A 19,534-nucleotide genomic window follows, 5' to 3' on the forward strand; every position below is an offset into this window, starting at 1 on the left:
GCGTCCGGCTTATAATCCAAAATTCGATGTTTTCAAATTTTTGTCATGTACTTAAGAAAAATTTAAAAGACAATGCAATGATGCAGGAAATGAGTTTGCAGGACATGAAGGATGTAAACGGTGGACTTGTAGGAGTAATTTTCGGTTTAATTATAACTGATATCATAATGAATCCCAATAGTGCATGTGAAGCTTTAAAAGCCGGTTGGAATTCTTGGACAAAATAAAATAAATATCAACTTTAAATTAACATACAATGATGACAGAATTATCCAACCTAGAATTACAAGAAATAAACGGTGGCGAATTAAACGAACTTACAGAAGGACTTCTCTACGGTATAGCAAGGACAGCAGCCTTTTCTGTTTTCGAACTAGCAACTTTGTGCTTATTAACCTACCATAGTCTATAAAAACCATGATGAAACTATCTGCATCAAATGATGCAGATAGTATTCACCTATTAAAACCAAAAAGTTGTATGAAATTTTCACCAATATTAAGTATCGCATTTACTGCAACAATCTGTTTTATTACTAATAATATAATCCAACCATATCTATTAAAATATGGCACAAATGATTACTATAGTACATCTTTTATCAGTGGATTCACATTTACCTTCTCATTCGATTCTATACTCATCTTAGTATATAAAAAGAAAATAACGAACAACAAAAAGTTGATTTCATTATTAATCCCTTGTCTTCTCTTTCATTTTCCATTCTTTGAGATTTCCACAAATAACCTCATTAAATTATTAGGATGTTCAATAGCTACCATTGTAATCTTCATTTTATATAAGAAATATCCTAAATATTGAGTATTCTTCATCTCATATTATAACTCACAATACGAGAATTTAAATTATTATCATAGGATTAACAATCCTATTTACCCAGAATCACTTTTTTACATTTCTAAAAATGATATTAAAATTAGGCACTAATATTAGGTATTTCTTTCTATACTTCATTATGATGATTATCACAATTCTCCACAAAAATAGATATAAAACATTCATCTCTCAATAAACCTCAATTTTAACCTACAACTAACATTCCCCTAACATATCTTCTTCCTTTATCGGCCTACCTTTGCTCCATCAACAAGAACAAAAGTATTAACTCTTAAAGCAAGAAGATATGTCACTTTTACCGAACGAATGGATAGAAAACAGCATTGAAGTCTACAACTATCAGCACACCACCAAATCACAAGCCATCTATTGGGTAGTATTGGCAGCCGTTACCGCCGCCCTCATCTCCCTCCCCTTTATCTATATAGACATCTCCGTACAAGGCAACGGAGTGATACGCCCAGTAACGGAAAAGACGGAAATCAAAGCAGCCGTCACCGAACTGGTAGATTCCGTATACGTCCGCGAAGGGCAGCAAGTAAACAAAGGGGATATTCTGCTGCGATTCCGCACCAGCAATCCCGATTACAAGATTACTTATCAGACCAACTGCCTGAACGACTATGAAGCGCATCTGGCAGACCTCACCTATCTGTCACGCGGAGAGGTTCCTGCAAATTTCCGTTCTCCGGTGCGCCGACAAGAGTACGCCTACTTCACCAAACGGAAAAACGAACTGGAAACATCCCTCACTAAAGCCAAGAAGGAATACGAACGCGAAAAGATTCTGTTCAACAAAAAGCTGATTTCGGAAGAAGAATATGACAGCTACTACTTTCAATATCAAAGCCATCAGAATGAACTTGCCTCACTGATACAAAGCCAAATCAGTACTTGGCAAGCAGACCTGAACAGCTATCGCAACCAGTGCAACGAAATGAGCACCACACTGAAACAAGAGCAGAAGGACAAGGACATGTACATTGTACGCAGCCCGGTGGCAGGTACCGTAGACCAGTTCTCGGGCATCTACAAGGGCAGCAGCATTCAGGCAGGCCAGTCGCTTGCAGTAATCAGCCCCGACTCCACGCTGTGTACAGAAGTCTACGTAGCCCCACGAAACATAGGGTTCATGAGCATAGGCATGCCGGTGCATGTGCAAGTGGAATCTTTCAACTACAACGAGTGGGGAACTCTGCCGGGAAAGGTGAAAGACATATCATCGGACTTCCTGACCGATGCCCAAGGCAACTCCTTCTACAAGGTGAAATGTGAAATGGAGCGCGATTACCTGAAACGGAAAAACGGACGGATAGGCCGGTTGAAGAAGGGAATGACAGTCAGCGCCCATTTCATAGTGACACGCCGTTCGCTCTTCGACCTGCTATACCAGAAGATGGACGACTGGGCAAATCCGCGACAATATGAAAGCGAAAACATGATGGCAAGAAACAATTAAAAAAGGAAACAATTATGAGACTCAGAAAAGGAATCAAAATCAAACAACACGACATTACGGACTGCGGGGCTGCCTGCCTCGCCTCGGTATGTGCCTACTACGGGCTGCAATTTCCCGTGGCACGCATCCGTCAATACGCCTTCACCGACCAGAAGGGAACCAATGTGCTGGGAATGATAGAAGCAGCCACCAAGCTGGGGCTGTCTGCCAAAGGCGTACGCGCCGAGTTCGATGCATTGAAGGTGGTGCCCAAGCCCGCCATTGCCCATGTCGTAGTGAAAAAGGAGCTGCAACACTTCATCGTAATCTACAAGGTGACGGACACGCACATAGTCTACATGGACCCCGGAGACGGACAGATGCACAAAATGGACCATGAGGACTTCCTGATAGAGTGGACGGGAGTGCTCATCCTGATGGAACCGGAAGCAACCTTCAAAACCGGAAATGAGAAAACCGGCATGACGAAGAAATTCCTTTCGCTGATGGCACCGCACAAAAGCGTAATGCTGCAAGCCGTCTTCGGAGCACTTATCTACAGTATTCCGGGACTATCCACTTCCATTTACGTTGGGAAAATCACCGACTATGTACTGGTGGACAGAAACCTGAACCTGCTCAACCTCATGGGGGTCATCATGCTCGTCCTGCTGTTGCTGCGCACGTTCATCGGCGCCATGAAAAGCATCCTTGCCCTGAAAATCGGACAAAGGATTGATGCGGCGCTGATACTGGGCTATTACAAGCACCTGCTGACACTGCCCCAGCAGTTCTTCGACACCATGCGGGTGGGCGAAATCATATCGCGCGTGAACGATGCCGTAAAAATCCGCAACTTCATCAACAACGTATCGCTCGACCTGCTGGTCAACGTCATGATACTGCTGTTTTCCGTATGCCTGATGTTCGTCTACTCGTGGAAGCTAGCACTAATTACCCTGCTGGCCGCGCCTCTGTTCCTGGTGATATTCTACAGCTTCAACAAGCTGAACCGCAAATACCAGCGCCACATCATGGAGAGCAGTGCCGACCTGGAGGCCCAACTGGTAGAATCTCTCAACTCCATCTCCACCATCAAGCGCTTCGGCATCGAGGAATATGCCAACCTGAAAACGGAAACGCGCTTCGTACATCTGCTGAAGAACACTTACCGCAGCATCTACGGTTCCATCATGGCGCAAGGAGGCATACAGTTCGTATCAACCGGAATCACAATCGCCATCCTGTGGCTGGGCAGTGTGCTGGTCATCGACCAGGAGTTTACGCCGGGCACGCTGATGGTATTCTACTCGCTGGTAGGATACGTCATATCGCCCATCGGTTCACTGATTTCTTCCAACCAGACCATACAAGACGCACTGATTGCCGCCGACCGCCTTTTCCAAATCATGGACCTGGAACGCGAACAGAACGAGGAGCAGAAGATAGAACTGACCGAGGAGATGGTAGGAGACATCAGCTTTGAAAATGTCTGCTTCAGGTATGGTTCGCGCAAGGACATCTTCTCTGCACTGAACCTGACGATAGAGAAGGGAAAGATGACAGCCATCGTGGGTGAAAGCGGTTCCGGAAAAACCACACTGATGTCACTGCTGCAACATATCTACCCCATTCAAGGAGGACATATCCGCATCGGCAAGCATGACATCGCCGAAATAGACAACCGGAGCCTGCGCCAACGCATCGGCACCGTGCCCCAGCACATCGAGCTTTTCTCCGGAACCATCGCCGAAAACATTGCCGTAGGCGAACTGCATCCCAAGATGATACGGATAAAGGCCTTGATGGAAATGCTCGGACTGGAAGAGTTCATCGAACGCCAGCCCAAAGGCTACCAGACCCAAATCGGTGAGCACGGCGTGAACCTCTCAGGCGGCGAACGGCAACGGATTGCCATAGCACGTGCCTTGTACAAGAATCCGGAGATTATTATTCTGGACGAAGCAACCTCTTCGCTGGACAACATAGCCGAAAATCAGGTGAAAATAGTGATGCAGGTGATGAAGGATGCAGGCAAGACAGTTATCGTCATTGCCCATAGGCTGAGCACCGTGAAGCATGCCGACCGGATTATTGTGCTGCACAATGGTGAAGTAAAAGAGGAAGGGACACACGAGGAACTTTCGCAGAAAGACGGTTTATACCGCAAACTCTGGAAAGAACAGTTCGAAGTTCTTAAATAAAAACAAAAAACACAGATGGGTCCTATACTGCAAAGTTCTGCATATTTTTTGCAGTCGCACTGCAGAGCTGTTGCAGCACCACTGCATATGTGTTGCAGTCGCGCTGCATATATATTTGCAGTGTCACTGCAACAGCTCTGCAGTGCTACTGCAAAATATATACAGCAGCTTTGCAGTAACGTGATTGATTTCACCCGGTTATTGTTGCCAATTCCAGCACCCCTTCCGGCAAATATCCGCTGCGTATGCGCCATTCCTGGGGATAAAGATTATTGGCACGGTTACCTATATTCTTGACAAATCCTAGAGGTATCTGTTTGTAGGTGAGCAAGACAATGCCGCGCGGAGCAGTCTCCGAAAGGACAACAGCCTCCTTGCGCAGGTAGTTGATGGCTTGCCCGCGGCCTATCTCTTCGCGGGCAAAGGCATACGGATTCAGCGCTATACTCATGGCGAGCCCATGAGCAGGCATCCAGTCTTTTCCTTTCAACTCGGCAACATCCACCCCGGTCTGCACGATGCGGAGTGATGAGCGCAAAGCCGACAACTCGGAGAGATATTCTTTAGGGAAAGCACTGACGTTGTTGCCATTGACGATAAATTCATAATTGTCCGGAGCCGCAAGCCACTCACGCAGTGCCGAAAGCTGTTCTTTGGAAACACCCGGAGTTTTCGCTCCTTTTCCTTGGGGTTTTCTTCCTTTTTCCCGGGATTTCACCTGCCCGGCCCAGGTATTCCCGTCACTCACGCCCGGTTTGCGGAGAACTGCCAAAAAGAATCCTTCCCCTTTCGTCCGATGGGGCAGGAAACGATAGGCGGGAAAGTCCTCTCCCGACAATAGATTACCCGTAATATTCCAGTCAGCAGAGATTTCCAACGGCAATACTTCCGCCCCGAATTCATCCCGTATCCAACGGATGTTCTCTTCGTTTTCCTTTGTATTATAGGTACAAGTACTGTAGATGAGAATGCCTCCGGGCTTCAAGCAAGGCCAGATATCCGTAACGATGCGACGCTGGCGCTGCCAGCAGATTTCCACATTCTCCCCACTCCACTCACTTACCGCAACGGGGTCTTTACGGAACATCCCCTCACCGGAACAGGGGACATCTGTCAATACAACATCGAAGAAATCCGTCAACGAAGAAAAATCTGCCGGATCATTATTAGTGACCACCACACCGGAATCCCCCCACTTCGTAAGATTCTCCGCCAATATCTGCGAGCGGTTGCGGATTACCTCATTGGCCACCAACAGACTACCTGCAGGCAATACGCTACGGGCATGCGTGGATTTTCCGCCGGGAGCCGCACAGAGGTCAAGCATCACCACCGGCTCTTCGCCCACATTCTGCCTCAAAGCCTGCCCCACAAACATGGACGAGGCTTCTTGCACATAGTAGCAGCCTGCATGAAACAGCGGGTCAAAAGTGAATGTCAGCCGCTTGTCCAGATAGTATCCTGCAGCAGACCAAGGGACATGCTCAAAAGAGGAGCGAAAATGACCGAATGAAGATTCGGACAACTTATCTTCATTCAGTCGTATACTGACCGGCTGCTCCCCTTCCAGGGCGGCAGCCAGCTTTTCATATTCTTCCACACCCAAGAGGGCGCGTGTATAATCGGTGAAAGATGAGGGTAATTCCATGCTCTGAACTGTTTTTGCGAGGGCAAAGATAAAAGACAATAAGACATTTTCATTAAAAATATCGCCTTATTTCCGGTTTTCTGAAAAAAAGATACTCTCTTTGCAACTTTATAAAGGTGACGATACGTCTAACCAACAAAGAAACAAATTAAAAAGACCATAGATTATGAAACGTATCATTTTGGGATTAATACTTGCCGTGATGTTCTGCACACTGGTGCAAGGCGCAAACAGAACCGTAACAGAGAACGACGGCCAAGGAAACAAGAAAAGAGTCATCGAATTGAGAGACACTGTCATCAATGGAGAAACCGTAACAGACACACTCAGTGTCATGACTTATGAAAACGGTGTCGACAGTAGCGACACCCCGGAAAAATGGAGAACCCACCACAGCAACGGTATCGACTGGAACGGGTTCGACCTCGGAAGCAAGACCTCGGAAACCGTGATTGCTGTAACAGCCATCGTCTTTATATTCGGACTGCCGCTGTTCATCATATTTGTAGTATTCTTCTTCCGCTATAAAAACCGGAAAGCCAAGTACCGCCTGGCGGAACAAGCCCTGGCCAGCGGACAGCAACTACCAGAAAACTTCTTCAAAGAAGCCGCAGCAACAGACATCCGCAGCAAAGGCATCAACAACATATTCGTCGGCATCGGCCTGTTCATCTTCCTTTGGGCCATCACCGGAGAATTCGGTCTCGGATGTATCGGCCTATTGATTATGTTTACCGGTTTCGGACAATTGGTAATCTACTACACCCAGCAGAGCAAAGACAACAGTCCCTTCATCCATGTAGAGTACGACAAGAATAGCGGAAAAAGAAACGTGAAGGCGGGAAACACTGAAATCAGCTACTCCCCAAAAGACAACGAGGAAGAATGAGCCAGATGGGGGACATTTCGTTAGTCGCACAGGTCGTGGTGTTTCACAACACCAGAGCCTTCGACCAGTTGGTTAGGAAATACCAGTCGCCCGTGCGGCGATTCTTCCTGCACCAGACCTGCGGCGACAGCGAATTGAGTGACGACTTGGCACAAGATACATTTATCAAAGCCTATACAAACATCGCTTCGTTCAAAAATCTGTCCAGCTTCTCAACCTGGCTTTACCGTATTGCTTATAATGTTTTTTATGATTATATTCGCAGCCGGAAGGAAACGGACGATTTGGATACGTACCGGGTGGACGCTCAATACAGCACACTGCAGCAGGACGTGGGACAGCACATGGACATTTACCATGCCTTGGCCACACTGAGGGAAATGGAACGCACCTGCATCACGCTCTTCTACCTGGAAGACCAAAGCATCGAAAAGATTGCAGGTATCACCGGATGTCCGGCGGGAACGGTAAAAAGCCACCTCTCGCGGGCGAAAGACAAGATGGCTTCCTACTTAAAACAAAATGGTTATGATGGAAAATGATGATAAACTCCTGACTTCATTCTTTGCCGAACACCGGCAGGAGATAGCCGATAACGGATTCAGCCGCCGCGTTCTACGACATCTGCCCGGCCGCAGCCGTCACTTGGCACAGATATGGACAACATTCTGCTTTACACTGACCCTCGTGCTGTTCGTCGTCCTCGACGGAGTGCAACTGATACTGGACACCTTGCGCGAAACCTTCGATACTTCCATCCGGAGCGGAGCTTCGGAACTTGACCCCAAATCGTTAATCATTGCCGGAGTGGTATTGCTCTATTTCGGTTACCGCAAGATTGCATCTATGGCATAAATATATATCCATGCCCGGAGAAAGACAACCTCTGCTCTTCTAATAAAGTGGCTCTTATCTAATAAGGTAAGGGCCACGGCTTTTTCGTTAAATGAAAGAGCCATTGGTAAGGACTAATTTTTTTTAAACGAACAAACATATATCAACAAGAAATTGTATCTTTGCTCGCTCGGAAAACTAAATAAGAGGAGAAAGTTTTGAGAAAGATACCATTCATCATATTATTCGTTTTTTCTATTGTAAATATCGGAGCGCAAACAACAAGCGATTCCATTGTCATGAATTACTTGAAGGAAATGGGCGCTCCCGTTACTTATAACAATGAAGTGAAATTACTGATGACCGGTCATGACAAGTTCGTTGACCTCTTCGAGAATATCCGCCATGCCCGGCACCATATCCATCTGGAATACTTCAACTTCCGCAACGACTCCATAGCCAATGCCTTGTTCAGCCTTCTGGCAGAGAAGGTCAAGGAAGGGGTTGAAGTCCGCGCCATGTTTGATGCTTTCGGCAACTGGTCCAACAACCAGCCATTGAAAGAACGCCATCTGAAATTCATCTGCGCCCAAGGCATCGAAATCGTCAAGTTCGATCCTATCACTTTTCCCTGGGTGAATCATGCCATACACCGCGATCATCGGAAAATAGTAGTGATTGATGGCAAGATAGGTTATACCGGCGGCATGAATATCGCCGACTACTACATCAACGGATTACCCAAAATCGGTAAATGGCACGATATGCACATACATCTTGAAGGAGATGCCGTACGCTATCTGCAGGGCATCTTCCTGACCATGTGGAACCGGGAGACGGGAGAACACGTTGGAGGTCCCGCCTATTTTCCGGACATTCCGCAACTGCCCGACAGCATTGCCGAAGAAATAGCCATCGTAGACCGCACGCCACGCGAAACACCACGTTCCATCAGCCATGCATACGCAGCTTCCATACAAGCCGCACAGAAGAGTATCCGAATCGTGAATCCTTATTTCGTTCCGACCAAATCAATCCGCAAAGCAATCAAGAACGCACTGAAAAAAGGTACTGAAGTGGAAATCATGATACCTGCCGTGTCCGACATAGCCTTCACGCCGGATGCCTCATTCTACATAGCACACAAGCTGATGAAGAAAGGAGCCAAGATATATCTCTTCAACGGCGGCTTCCACCATTCCAAGATAATGACGGTAGACAGCACTTTCTGCACGGTGGGTACTGCCAATCTTAATAGCCGCAGCCTGCGCTATGACTACGAGACAAACGCTTTCATCTTCGACCCCAAGACCACCAATGAGCTGAATGCCATGTTCGAACGGGACGTGCAAAACAGTACGCTACTCACTCCCGAAGTCTGGAAAAAACGTTCCGGATGGAAGAAATTTGTAGGCTGGGTGGGAAACTTGATGACCCCCTTCCTCTAATTTCTAATTATTAATTATTAATCTTTGATTAATTCCCCTACCTTTGCGTTGGGATAAAAACAGAACAACATCATGAAACAATATTTAGACCTGCTGAACCGCGTACTGACCGAAGGCGTAGAGAAAAGCGACCGTACGGGTACCGGCACCATCAGCGTATTCGGACACCAAATGCGTTTCAACATAGACGAAGGCTTCCCCTGCCTTACTACCAAGAAGCTACATCTGAAATCAATCATATACGAACTGCTATGGTTCCTCCAAGGAAACACCAATGTGAAATATCTTCAAGACAACGGCGTACGTATCTGGAACGAATGGGCAGACGAAAACGGCGACCTGGGACATATCTACGGGTATCAATGGCGCTCTTGGCCGGACTATAAAGGGGGATTCATCGACCAAATCAGTGAAGCGGTCGAAACAATCAAGCATCATCCCGACTCACGCCGGATTATTGTCAGTGCATGGAATGTAGGCGATTTGAACAATATGAACCTCCCTCCCTGCCATGCCTTCTTCCAGTTCTATGTAGCCAATGGAAAACTGAGCCTGCAACTGTACCAGCGTAGTGCGGACATTTTCTTAGGAGTGCCTTTCAACATTGCCTCCTATGCCCTGCTCCTGCAAATGATGGCACAAGTCACCGGACTGAAAGCCGGAGATTTCATCCATACTTTAGGAGACGCCCACATCTATCTGAACCATTTGGAACAGGTAAAGCTACAACTATCTCGTGAACCGCGGGATTTGCCGCAGATGAGAATTAATCCGGATGTGAAAGACATCTTCGACTTCAAGTTCGAGGATTTCAAGCTGGTCAACTATAACCCGCATCCGCATATTGCAGGGAAAGTATCAGTATAAATCCTATAACAAGATAGAAAGAGAAAGGAATTCTACAGAGATATGATTAATATTATTGCCGCAGTAGATAGAAAGAGAGGCATCGGTTATCAGAACCGGTTGCTATTCTGGCTTCCCAATGATTTGAAGCGTTTCAAAGCTCTCACCACGGGAAATACCATCATCATGGGCCGAAAAACCTTTGAATCTCTCCCCAAAGGCGCGCTTCCCAACCGCCGCAACATTGTTCTGTCCACTCAAAAAGATTTGTTCTGTCCCGGTGCAGAAGTTTTCTCCTCACTGGAAGAAGCACTGAACAGTTGCCGGCCCGACGAACACGTCTACATCATCGGCGGTGCAAGCGTTTATCGTCAGGCACTCCCCTTTGCAGATGCCCTCTGCCTAACTGAAGTAGATGCAGAAGCTCCTCAAGTAGACGCCTACTTTCCCGAAATCAATCCGACTATATGGCAAGAAAAAAGCAGGGAGTCCCATCCCGTAGATGAGAAGCATCCCTGCCCTTATGCATTTATCGATTATATCCGCCGGTAGAATCAATCTTCTTCTTCTACCGTTATAGGCATCTGCCGCTTGATGGCTTCGTGGAAAGAAATCAAGGTTTCCGTACGCGCCAATCCCAGCGGCTGCAACTTATCATGTATGATGCTCAACAAATGATGGTTGTTGCGGGCATAAAGCTTTATGAACATATCATACTTGCCCGTCGTAAAATGACATTCCACAATCTCAGGGATAGCTTCCAATGCCCTCGTCACAGCATCAAAAGAAGCTGGATCCTTTAGATAGATACCGATATAGGCACATGTTTCGTATCCTATCTTCTCCGGATCAATCACATATTCAGAACCTTTCAATATACCTAAGTTTGTCAGCTTTTGAATGCGCTGATGGATGGCTGCACCCGATACATTACAAGCCCTGGCCACTTCAAGAAAAGGAATGCGTGCATTATCGGCTATAAGTTTTAAAATCTGTTCGTCTAAAGTATCCAATTGATGATGTCCCATTTCAAATTCTAATGATTAATAAATTACTATATCTCCCGCATACCTATACGGCAACATGCAAAGTTAGATATTTTTTCGCCAATAAAAAATACGGCTTATAACTTTTCTTGCAAAAAAAGAATAATGCCACATATCAGACCTTTCAAAATGCATATGCAAAATTCCATCTCGCACGACTGGAAAATTGCAGATGAGCTTTAAAGATATTATCTTTGTCTCATCAATAATAATGAACCATTATGAAAAAGTATTCCTTATTCCTATTATGCTTGATGGCGACAATATCCTTGCATGCTCAACGCTTTGCCGATTATTTTGCGGATAAGACCCTACGTGTCGACTATATCTTTACCGGAAATGCAGCCAAACAAGAAATATGCCTGGATGGTTTGTCTTGTCTCCCCTCTTGGGCAGGGAGAAAACATCATTTGTCTGAACTCCCCCTGCAAGGAAACGGGCAAATCATTATGCGAGATGCAGCCAATGGCAACGTAATCTACAAGACATCCTTTTCTTCACTCTTCCAGGAGTGGCTGGAAACAGATGAGGCCAAAGCCGTGACCAAAGGACTCGAAAACACCTTTCTCCTTCCCCATCCCCTGCGTCCTGCAGAAATAGAAATAACTCTTTTTGACCCACGTAGAAATGTACGGGCAAGCATGAAGCATACAGTCAATCCCGACGATATCCTGATACATCAGAAAGGAACTGCCCACATCACGCCACACAAATATCTGCTGCAAAGCGGCAATACGGATAAATGCATCGATGTCGCCATCCTTGCAGAAGGGTATACACCCGAAGAAATGTCTGTGTTCTACGAAGACGCCGCCATTGCCTGCGAAAGCCTGTTTGCCCACGAACCCTTCCGGTCCATGAAGAAGCGTTTCAATATCGTAGCCGTAGCCAGCCCCTCAGAAGACAGTGGAGTGAGCGTACCACGCCTCGGAGAATGGAAACGGACAGCATTCAACTCTCACTTCAGCACGTTCTATTCAGACCGGTATCTGACGACCTCACGCGTGAAATCCATGCACGATGCCCTGGCGGGAATACCATACGAACATATCATCATCCTTGCCAATACGGAAGAATACGGTGGTGGCGGAATCTATAATTCCTATACTCTTACCACCGCCCATCATCCCATGTTCCGCCCCGTTGTGGTGCATGAGTTCGGACATAGCTTTGGAGGACTGGCTGATGAATACTTCTATGACGATGATGTGATGACAGACACCTATCCTTTAGATGTGGAACCTTGGGAACAGAATATCAGCACAAGAATCGATTTCAGTTCCAAATGGGAAGATATGCTCGCACAAAAAACTCCCGTTCCCACTCCCACCTCTGAAAGTAAAACATACCGCGTAGGCGTATACGAAGGAGCAGGTTATTCTGCCAAAGGCATATACCGTCCGGCAGATAATTGCCGTATGCGTACCAATGAATACCCTACTTTCTGCCCTGTCTGCGAACGGGCCATCCGCCGCGTCATTGAATTTTACACAGAATAGAAACAAACTAAACTTAAAAAAATCATGATTAAGCTTCAACGCATTACTACAGCTGACACAGACCTATACAGCTACATGGAGGAATTAATGATTCAATCGTTCCCCTCGAAAGAATATCGGGAACTGGAAGAACTGCGCAAGTATACGGATACCAAAACGCACTTCTATAACAATATTATCTTTCATAACAACATGCCGGTAGGTCTCATTACTTATTGGGATTTCGGACATTTCCATTATATAGAGCATTTTGCTATTGCTCCTACACTACGTAACGGTGGGCACGGAAAAAGCGTACTAAACCATTTGTGTCAACTTTTAAAACACCCCATTATCCTGGAAGTGGAAATACCTGAGGAAGAGATGGCACAACGCCGCATCAACTTCTATCAACGGCAAGGATTCTCTTTATGGGAAGAGCCCTACCAACAGCCACCATATAAAGTAGGAGACAACTATCTTCCCATGCTCCTCATGGCTTATGGAAACCTGGAATGCGAAAAGGATTTTGATTCTGTGAAAGAATGTATTTATCGAGAAGTATATAATGTGAAATAACAATTCAACTACTGTCCAAAACGCTGCTTGCAGATTTGTAATCTTATATGCAGGCTTATTCAATTTTTGCTATCATACCCTGCAACAACAATCAGAAAAGCTTTCGTATAAAGTTTCACTCTTAAACTTCAAGTTTCTCTAAACAGTTATAATTTTAAAGACTTATATACTGAAAACAATAAAGGTCGTTTCATTCATCGAAACGACCTTTATCATATTCATTTAATCAACTTCTTACTGACGCGGTTGCGCAGAGTAGTTAATTTTCAACGCATAAGCTTGACGAAGTGCCTCTTTGATATCTGTCACGATACCCATTTTTGTATCTTGGTCAACCTTCAACGACACAGTCATCTGCGGTTGATCTTCTTCCTTCATACTAGCACGTTCACCAATAACGTAATCCTGAATATCAGCCACTTCAGCATAGCTGTCGTTCAACTGAATACGGCTTTCGTTACCTAATTTCTTACGAAACTCAGCAGTAGGTTTTCCTACATAGATAAACGTAACCAAAGACTTCTTTTCAAGTTTTTCCAATTCAGTGGCTTGCGGAACCTTAAACTCAACCTTCAATGTTACCTCACGCATCGTTGTTACAATCATAAAGAAGAACAACAAGGTGAAGATAAGGTCAGGCAGAGAAGAAGTGTTCAACGCAGGCATGCCACGTTTACCAGTCTTATTAAATTTTCCCATTACTTCTTTTCTCCGTACTTTTTAGGTTCAGCCTCAGAAATTCTCTGAGGATAAATTTCACGAATTGCATCCTGCTGTTCTACATCCAAGTCTGCATAATTCTTCTGCCACTTTTCCTGAGCCAATTCATCACGCAACTCATTATATGCTGCCACCAACTCATTCTGAACGGCCATATATGCCTTGTATGAAGAGGTGCGGTCACAACGCAAAGAAACCACATGATTTTCCGTTACCTGAACCGTACCAAAGAACTGTACATTCTTAGCCATCTTCTCGGGTTTGGCTTCATCGTTATACGGATTGGCAATGAATTCTTTTGCTTTCGCACGCAATTGCTCTACATTAATATAATCGTTACCACACATCAACTGGTCGTTCATATTCAAGAAGACCTGCAATACATTGCGTTCTTTTTTCTTCTGATCATCTACCTGTTGGTCTTTTTCCGGCGGAGGCGGCAAACGTCTTGCCAAACCACGGTCTGTGTCCATAGAAGTTGTAATCAAGAAGAAGATGAGCAGCAAGAATGCAATGTCCGCCGTAGAACTGGAGTTGACTTCGGGAACTTCTCTTTTCTTTTTTGCCATTATTCTTTTCTTTTATCAAAGATTCCCAAAAGAATCCTCTTATGTTAACTATTATGACAATTTCTTTTTAATACCACCCAATAGCATGCAAATGATAGCCAATACAAAGAGTGTATAAAGAGAATACAAGAACATATCAGTAGCCTGGGCCCAAAAACCTACGTTATCTGTACCACCATAGCTAATGATTTCCAACTTTTCGGGGCTACCCATACACCATGTAATGCCGAGAACAATGAGTGAACCAGCCAACACATAGAGAGAACCCATAGAAGCTTTCGGGTTACTAACCAAGAAATGGAAGAAGCTAACAACAGCTGCTACTGAAACAATAGCAAAGAGCGCATAAGTCAAGTACAACAATGCGTCCGTATAAGCCGGCTGCCACATTTCCGGGTCTACCCCCATTACTACTGCATCGCCTTGAGCGTCTCCACCGAAGAAGAACAAGCCAATTACCACCAAAATGACAGCAAACATGGCATACAGTATGTAGTATGAAATTTTATATGATAACTTAGCCATCTTAATTATTTTTTGTATTTCAAATCATATTTGATAACCATATCCAACAGGGTGATAGAAGAATCTTCCATTTCGCTTGTCAAAGCTTCAATCTTAGAAAGGATATAGTTGTAGAATACCTGCAGAACCAAAGCAGCAATCAAACCGAAGATAGTAGTAATCAAGGCAACCTTCATACCACCAGCAACAACCGTCGGAGAGATATCACCTACTTGTTGAATCTTATCAAATGCCTGCACCATACCGATTACAGTACCCATAAATCCCAAAGACGGAGACATAGCGATAAACAATGTAATCCAAGAGCAACCTTTTTCCAAGTATCCAGCTTGTACGCCACCATAAGATACTACAGACTTTTCTACCACATCGATGCCTTGATCAATTCTCATCAAGCCTTGATAGTAGATAGAAGCGATAGGACCCCTTGTGTTACGTGCGATGTCTTTAGCAGCTTCAACGTCACCTTTTTCCAAAGCAACTTCGATAGCAGCCATAAATTTCTTTGTATTAATTTCAGCTAAACTCAAATAGATGATACGTTCAATACAGAAAGCAAGACCGATAACCAAAGCGATAGCTACCAAACTCATGAAAGATGCGGTACCTTCAATAAACTTTGTTTTCAATTCCTTGTGAATACCACCTTCAACTTCTGCTACAGCAGGAGAAGCAGCATCGGCTGCAGAAGCCACTTGTTCTGTTTGTTCAGCCGCAGGAGCATCTTGAGCCTGAGCAAGTTGAGTTGAGCCAAATGTCAAGGCTCCCATCACAGCAACAATTGCAAATAACTTTTTCATTGTGTGTCTAATTTTTAAGATTAATTAATTAATTTATTTATTATAATTTGTTGTTTTATCTTCATTTTATCCCACTGCGGAGAGACGGGGATTCGAACCCCGGATACCCTTTAGGGGTATACACGCTTTCCAGGCGTGCCTCTTCAACCACTCGAGCATCTCTCCAATAAACGCCTTTTCCGAAATCGGGTGCAAATTACAAAAAAAATGCGAACCACAAGCGTTTTCAGCTACAAATGTATTCTTTTTTTTGTTGTTCTGCTTCATTCGACCCATTTTATATTAAATAAAATCTCAAAATTAATAAACTTTAAAATCTCAAAGAGCTTATTTGAGCATTCCGAACACTTTTAAAGCGTTATCAGAAGTTATCTGAGCCACCTTTTCAGGAGACTTCCCATAAATTCCGGCTACTTTTATCAAAGTATCCTTAACATATGCACTCTCATTCCTTTTACCCCGATTAGGAACCGGAGTCAGATAAGGAGAATCGGTTTCCAGCACGATACGTTCCAAAGGAATATTCTTTAAGACTTCGGGTAAAGTTGATTTCTTGAAAGTGACCACACCGTTTATTCCTATCATAAAATCTGCAAATTCCATTATCCTGAGAGCCTCCTCTGACGTCCCCGTAAAACTATGCAAGATACCTTTCAAAGGAGTCTGCCGATAGGGACTCAACACATTATATATATGGTCGAACGCTTCCCGGCAATGGAGCACTACCGGTAAATCGTATTCCAAAGCCCACTCAATCTGTCTGTCCAACGCCCTTTGCTGCTCTTTCAGGAAAGTCTTATCCCAATACAAGTCCATTCCAATCTCGCCAACCGCAACAAATTCGTTTGGAGAGGTCAGTTCCCGGGCCACTGTTTCCAACTCCTTTTCATAACCTGCATCCACAGATGTAGGATGTAGTCCAATCATTGGATAACAATATCCTTCATATTCACGACACACCCGAAGCATAGGCTCGATGGTGGTACTGTCGATATTGGGCATGAAGATATGTGTGACTCCTGCTTCACGGGCACGGTTCATTACTTGTGGCAAATCCTCTGCAAACTCTTCTAAAAAAAGGTGGGAATGTGAATCAATCAATCTCATTCTTCAACTGAATCTTTACGTTTTTCACCGGTACGGTAATAATAGATTATTCCATAATCACGACATAAATCCAAACGCTTCTCATTGGGAGTGACTTCCTCGAATCTCTTTTCAATTTGGTTCCATATATCAAGAATCAATCTATCGGCCTCTGCACGCATTGAAGCCAAGGCCTCCAAACTACGGGCTGTTAAAGATTGAAGATTCTTTTGCTTCTCATAACTATCCATAAAAATATCATAATGCACCCTCACTTTCGCAATCGTAGGGTTATAAATGGGAATACCCCCCTGGGATATACGCTTGTTCTCCCCATCCACGACTTTACGCCCCCACTCTGCCAAAGCAGCCTCTGTCGCTAAATCGGGCACATTATTGTTGCTTACATCCAAACCGTAATATTCCTTATGGGCAATGCGCACTTCAGAACGGATGACAGCTAAATTCAACACCTGGATAAAATGAGAGATATACAGACGGGCAGTCTTCACATTAGCCTGATGCTTACGTCCCGCTCGCGCCTGCCGTTCAAAGCATTCGGTATAATAAGCTTGCGCAGCTTCAAACTTTGGAAGAAAATTCCGTGCATCAGTCAACGCCTTCAAAGATACGGCCAAATCATACACATTACATATATCGCCCTTGACAACCACTGCTTTCAGTGCCCGTATTCTTGCTTGATCCGTATTAGGCAATCTTCTATAAGGCATTTTCTCCCGAATTAAAAGTTATACTTCCCGATGCATCAGGTTAGCTATCAGGTTCTTCAATTCTTCCTTCTTTTCATCCGCCACCTTCACAGCCAACAGACTTTCCATTGCGCGTTCACTGTACTCTTCCATTTTCTTTTCACATAGTTCCTTGACACCAATCCGGTCATACAGTTCCGTTACCGCAGCAATCTTCTCCTCCGGATTGAATGAAACAACACCCACCCAAGCATTCAAGCAATCCAACTGCCCCGCATCTGCATGCTCAAAAGCCTTTATCAGCATATAGGTCTTTTTATCGCACAAAATATCACCTCCTATATTCTTTCCAAAGACGGCAGCATCGCCATAAACATCCAAGAAATCATCTTTCAACTGAAAAGCGACACCCAAATTCATACCGAAATCATACAACCGCTCCGCATCTTCAGAAGAAGCCCCTCCCAAAAGAGCTCCAATCTTCAGACTTGCAGCCAACAATACCGAAGTTTTCAGACGAATCATTTCCAAATATTCCTCTGTCTTCACATCATTCCGATGTTCAAACTCCATATCCAGCTGCTGTCCTTCACAGATTTCCAGTGCAGTCAGGCTAAAGATATCCATCACCTCTTTCAAGTGTTCAACCGGACATTGAGCCATAAACTGATAAGCCAATACAAGCATTGCATCCCCCGAAAGGATGGCGGCATTGTCATTCCAAACCTTATGCACTGTCTCCTTACCACGGCGACGGTCTGCACGATCCATCAAGTCGTCATGCAAAAGAGTATAATTATGATACACTTCAATCCCCGTTGCAGGATTTAAAATACGAGTAATATCCTCCCGATACAAATTGTAGGCCATCAACATCAAAACCGGACGGATTCTTTTGCCACCCATGGACAACACATAGGTCACGGGAGCATATAAACCTTGAGGAGTACGGACAAACTGCAATTCTGCAATATGAGAATTTATTCTTTCTAAAAGCTCGGAGGCTGTAAACATGGCATTTTCAGAATTTAAGAAATAGCGGATAATGAAAAGAGGCTGCATTCCGGCAGCCTCTCTCCACTTATAGATATTTTATTACTGCAATCTAAACATTACAGGCACGGTATACTTAACGCGAACGGGTTTACCACGCTGCATACCGGGTTTCCACTTCGGCATACCCATAATCACGCGGACAGCTTCTTTGTCCAAATACGGGTCAACACCTCTCAGAACTTTAGCATCTACGATACTACCGTCCTTATTAACCACGAACTGTACAGTTACACGGCCTTGAGTTCCGTTTTCCTGTGCAATAGTAGGATATTTAATATTCTTGCTCAGATACTGCATCAAACCAGCCAGACCACCATTCGGGAATTCAGGCATCTGTTCTACCACCTCGAAAATAGTCTGTTCTTCCGGCTCTTCTTCTTCCACTGCTACGGGAACATATTTGATTTCCACAGCCTGATTCAATTCTTCAGAAGATACGATGGCGGTTTCTTCCACGTCGGCATCGTCCTCAACGATAGTCAACGTTTCTGCAATTGCAGGAGCTTCGGGAGGCGGAGGAGTGACCTGCTCCGGCTGTTCGGTAATAGGAATGATTTCCTCTTCAAATACTAAGTCGGCAATAGCCTGACTCGTGTCAATCTTGATGTCACGCTTTGTCCACTCGAACGCAACAAACATGAAAGCGAGCACGATTACATAACCGACAAGCAGCCAAGTCGACTTCTTACTCTCCAAGTCTGCCTTAGGTGATTTCTTAATTTCCATAATTTATAATATAATTTTAGTGTTTCTCATTTGGGTTTGGGGCAAATATAGTACTTTTCCCAATAATGTACATG

The 19,534-nt window shown here is 44.7% G+C and carries 21 protein-coding genes and 1 tRNA gene; 11 read left to right on the forward strand and 11 right to left on the reverse strand.

Annotated elements, in window-relative coordinates:
* From E5355_RS07285 to E5355_RS07295, 3 genes are all read left to right on the forward strand, one after another.
* A partial coding sequence (locus tag E5355_RS07285; protein ID WP_210434522.1) for a hypothetical protein occupies positions 1-227 on the forward strand: 227 nt, incomplete at its 5' end.
* A gap of 917 nt (positions 228-1,144) precedes the next feature.
* The gene (locus E5355_RS07290) at positions 1,145-2,317 is read left to right on the forward strand and encodes an HlyD family secretion protein (protein ID WP_136009794.1); all 1,173 of its coding nucleotides are present in this window, start codon (positions 1,145-1,147) and stop codon (positions 2,315-2,317) included.
* Positions 2,318-2,331: 14 nt separating this feature from the next.
* Entirely contained in the window at positions 2,332-4,500 is a 2,169-nt protein-coding gene (locus E5355_RS07295) for a peptidase domain-containing ABC transporter (protein ID WP_136009795.1), read from the forward strand.
* 190 nt (positions 4,501-4,690) lie between these two features.
* Here the strand turns inward: E5355_RS07295 and E5355_RS07300 are convergent, their stop codons facing one another.
* Positions 4,691-6,148 (reverse strand): methyltransferase RsmF C-terminal domain-like protein, encoded by a 1,458-nt coding sequence (locus E5355_RS07300; RefSeq protein WP_136009796.1) that lies wholly within the window; start codon positions 6,146-6,148, stop codon positions 4,691-4,693.
* Between the two features lie 166 nt (positions 6,149-6,314).
* Between E5355_RS07300 and E5355_RS07305 the strand changes: the two genes are divergently transcribed.
* From E5355_RS07305 to E5355_RS07330, 6 genes are all read left to right on the forward strand, one after another.
* Positions 6,315-7,037, forward strand: a complete 723-nt coding sequence (locus E5355_RS07305) for a DUF6249 domain-containing protein (protein WP_246866904.1) — start codon at positions 6,315-6,317, stop codon at positions 7,035-7,037.
* The gene (locus E5355_RS07310) at positions 7,034-7,579 is read left to right on the forward strand and encodes an RNA polymerase sigma factor (RefSeq protein ID WP_136009797.1); all 546 of its coding nucleotides are present in this window, start codon (positions 7,034-7,036) and stop codon (positions 7,577-7,579) included. Before E5355_RS07305 ends, E5355_RS07310 begins: the two co-directional genes overlap by 4 nt.
* Entirely contained in the window at positions 7,566-7,892 is a 327-nt protein-coding gene (locus E5355_RS07315) for a DUF5056 domain-containing protein (RefSeq protein WP_136009798.1), read from the forward strand. Before E5355_RS07310 ends, E5355_RS07315 begins: the two co-directional genes overlap by 14 nt.
* Positions 7,893-8,170: 278 nt before the next feature.
* Positions 8,171-9,319 carry a cardiolipin synthase gene (cls, locus tag E5355_RS07320; protein ID WP_136009799.1) on the forward strand — a complete coding sequence of 383 codons (1,149 nt, stop codon included), beginning with the start codon at positions 8,171-8,173 and terminating at the stop codon, positions 9,317-9,319.
* 72 nt (positions 9,320-9,391) lie between these two features.
* Complete coding sequence (locus E5355_RS07325; RefSeq protein ID WP_136009800.1) at positions 9,392-10,186, forward strand: thymidylate synthase; 795 nt, start codon at positions 9,392-9,394, stop codon at positions 10,184-10,186.
* A gap of 42 nt (positions 10,187-10,228) precedes the next feature.
* The gene (locus tag E5355_RS07330) at positions 10,229-10,717 is read left to right on the forward strand and encodes a dihydrofolate reductase (RefSeq protein WP_136009801.1); all 489 of its coding nucleotides are present in this window, start codon (positions 10,229-10,231) and stop codon (positions 10,715-10,717) included.
* Positions 10,718-10,719: 2 nt separating this feature from the next.
* Here the strand turns inward: E5355_RS07330 and E5355_RS07335 are convergent, their stop codons facing one another.
* Positions 10,720-11,193, reverse strand: a complete 474-nt coding sequence (locus E5355_RS07335) for an Lrp/AsnC family transcriptional regulator (RefSeq protein WP_136009802.1) — start codon at positions 11,191-11,193, stop codon at positions 10,720-10,722.
* Between the two features lie 239 nt (positions 11,194-11,432).
* Here E5355_RS07335 and E5355_RS07345 point away from each other — a divergent pair, with 239 nt between their 5' ends.
* Together E5355_RS07345 and E5355_RS07350 are read left to right on the forward strand one after the other, a co-directional pair.
* The gene (locus E5355_RS07345; RefSeq protein WP_136009803.1) at positions 11,433-12,710 is read left to right on the forward strand and encodes an IgA Peptidase M64; all 1,278 of its coding nucleotides are present in this window, start codon (positions 11,433-11,435) and stop codon (positions 12,708-12,710) included.
* A 24-nt stretch (positions 12,711-12,734) separates the two neighbouring features.
* Complete coding sequence (locus tag E5355_RS07350) at positions 12,735-13,268, forward strand: GNAT family N-acetyltransferase (protein ID WP_136009804.1); 534 nt, start codon at positions 12,735-12,737, stop codon at positions 13,266-13,268.
* A 234-nt stretch (positions 13,269-13,502) separates the two neighbouring features.
* On the opposite strand, the gene E5355_RS07355 is transcribed toward E5355_RS07350, so the two are convergent.
* The 9 genes from E5355_RS07355 to E5355_RS07395 form a co-directional block, all read right to left on the reverse strand.
* On the reverse strand, positions 13,503-13,967 hold the full coding sequence (locus E5355_RS07355; protein ID WP_136009805.1) for an ExbD/TolR family protein: 465 nt from the start codon (positions 13,965-13,967) through the stop codon (positions 13,503-13,505).
* Entirely contained in the window at positions 13,967-14,557 is a 591-nt protein-coding gene (locus tag E5355_RS07360) for an ExbD/TolR family protein (protein ID WP_136009806.1), read from the reverse strand. The genes E5355_RS07355 and E5355_RS07360 overlap by 1 nt, the downstream gene beginning before the upstream one ends.
* A gap of 51 nt (positions 14,558-14,608) precedes the next feature.
* Positions 14,609-15,082, reverse strand: a complete 474-nt coding sequence (locus E5355_RS07365) for a hypothetical protein (protein WP_136009807.1) — start codon at positions 15,080-15,082, stop codon at positions 14,609-14,611.
* A gap of 5 nt (positions 15,083-15,087) precedes the next feature.
* Entirely contained in the window at positions 15,088-15,882 is a 795-nt protein-coding gene (locus E5355_RS07370) for a MotA/TolQ/ExbB proton channel family protein (protein ID WP_136009808.1), read from the reverse strand.
* 77 nt (positions 15,883-15,959) lie between these two features.
* Positions 15,960-16,047: transfer RNA gene (locus tag E5355_RS07375), tRNA-Ser, on the reverse strand.
* A 162-nt stretch (positions 16,048-16,209) separates the two neighbouring features.
* Positions 16,210-16,989 (reverse strand): TatD family hydrolase, encoded by a 780-nt coding sequence (locus E5355_RS07380; protein WP_136009809.1) that lies wholly within the window; start codon positions 16,987-16,989, stop codon positions 16,210-16,212.
* Positions 16,986-17,699 (reverse strand): hypothetical protein, encoded by a 714-nt coding sequence (locus E5355_RS07385; RefSeq protein ID WP_136009810.1) that lies wholly within the window; start codon positions 17,697-17,699, stop codon positions 16,986-16,988. Before E5355_RS07385 ends, E5355_RS07380 begins: the two co-directional genes overlap by 4 nt.
* Positions 17,700-17,717: 18 nt before the next feature.
* Positions 17,718-18,692 carry a polyprenyl synthetase family protein gene (locus E5355_RS07390; RefSeq protein WP_136009811.1) on the reverse strand — a complete coding sequence of 325 codons (975 nt, stop codon included), beginning with the start codon at positions 18,690-18,692 and terminating at the stop codon, positions 17,718-17,720.
* Between the two features lie 81 nt (positions 18,693-18,773).
* Positions 18,774-19,460: an energy transducer TonB gene (locus tag E5355_RS07395; protein WP_136009812.1), complete on the reverse strand. Its 687-nt coding sequence runs from the start codon at positions 19,458-19,460 to the stop codon at positions 18,774-18,776.
* Between the last annotated feature and the right edge of the window lie 74 nt (positions 19,461-19,534).

Source organism: Bacteroides muris (ex Afrizal et al. 2022), assembly GCF_004793475.1.
GTDB classification, from domain to species: domain Bacteria; phylum Bacteroidota; class Bacteroidia; order Bacteroidales; family Bacteroidaceae; genus Bacteroides; species Bacteroides muris.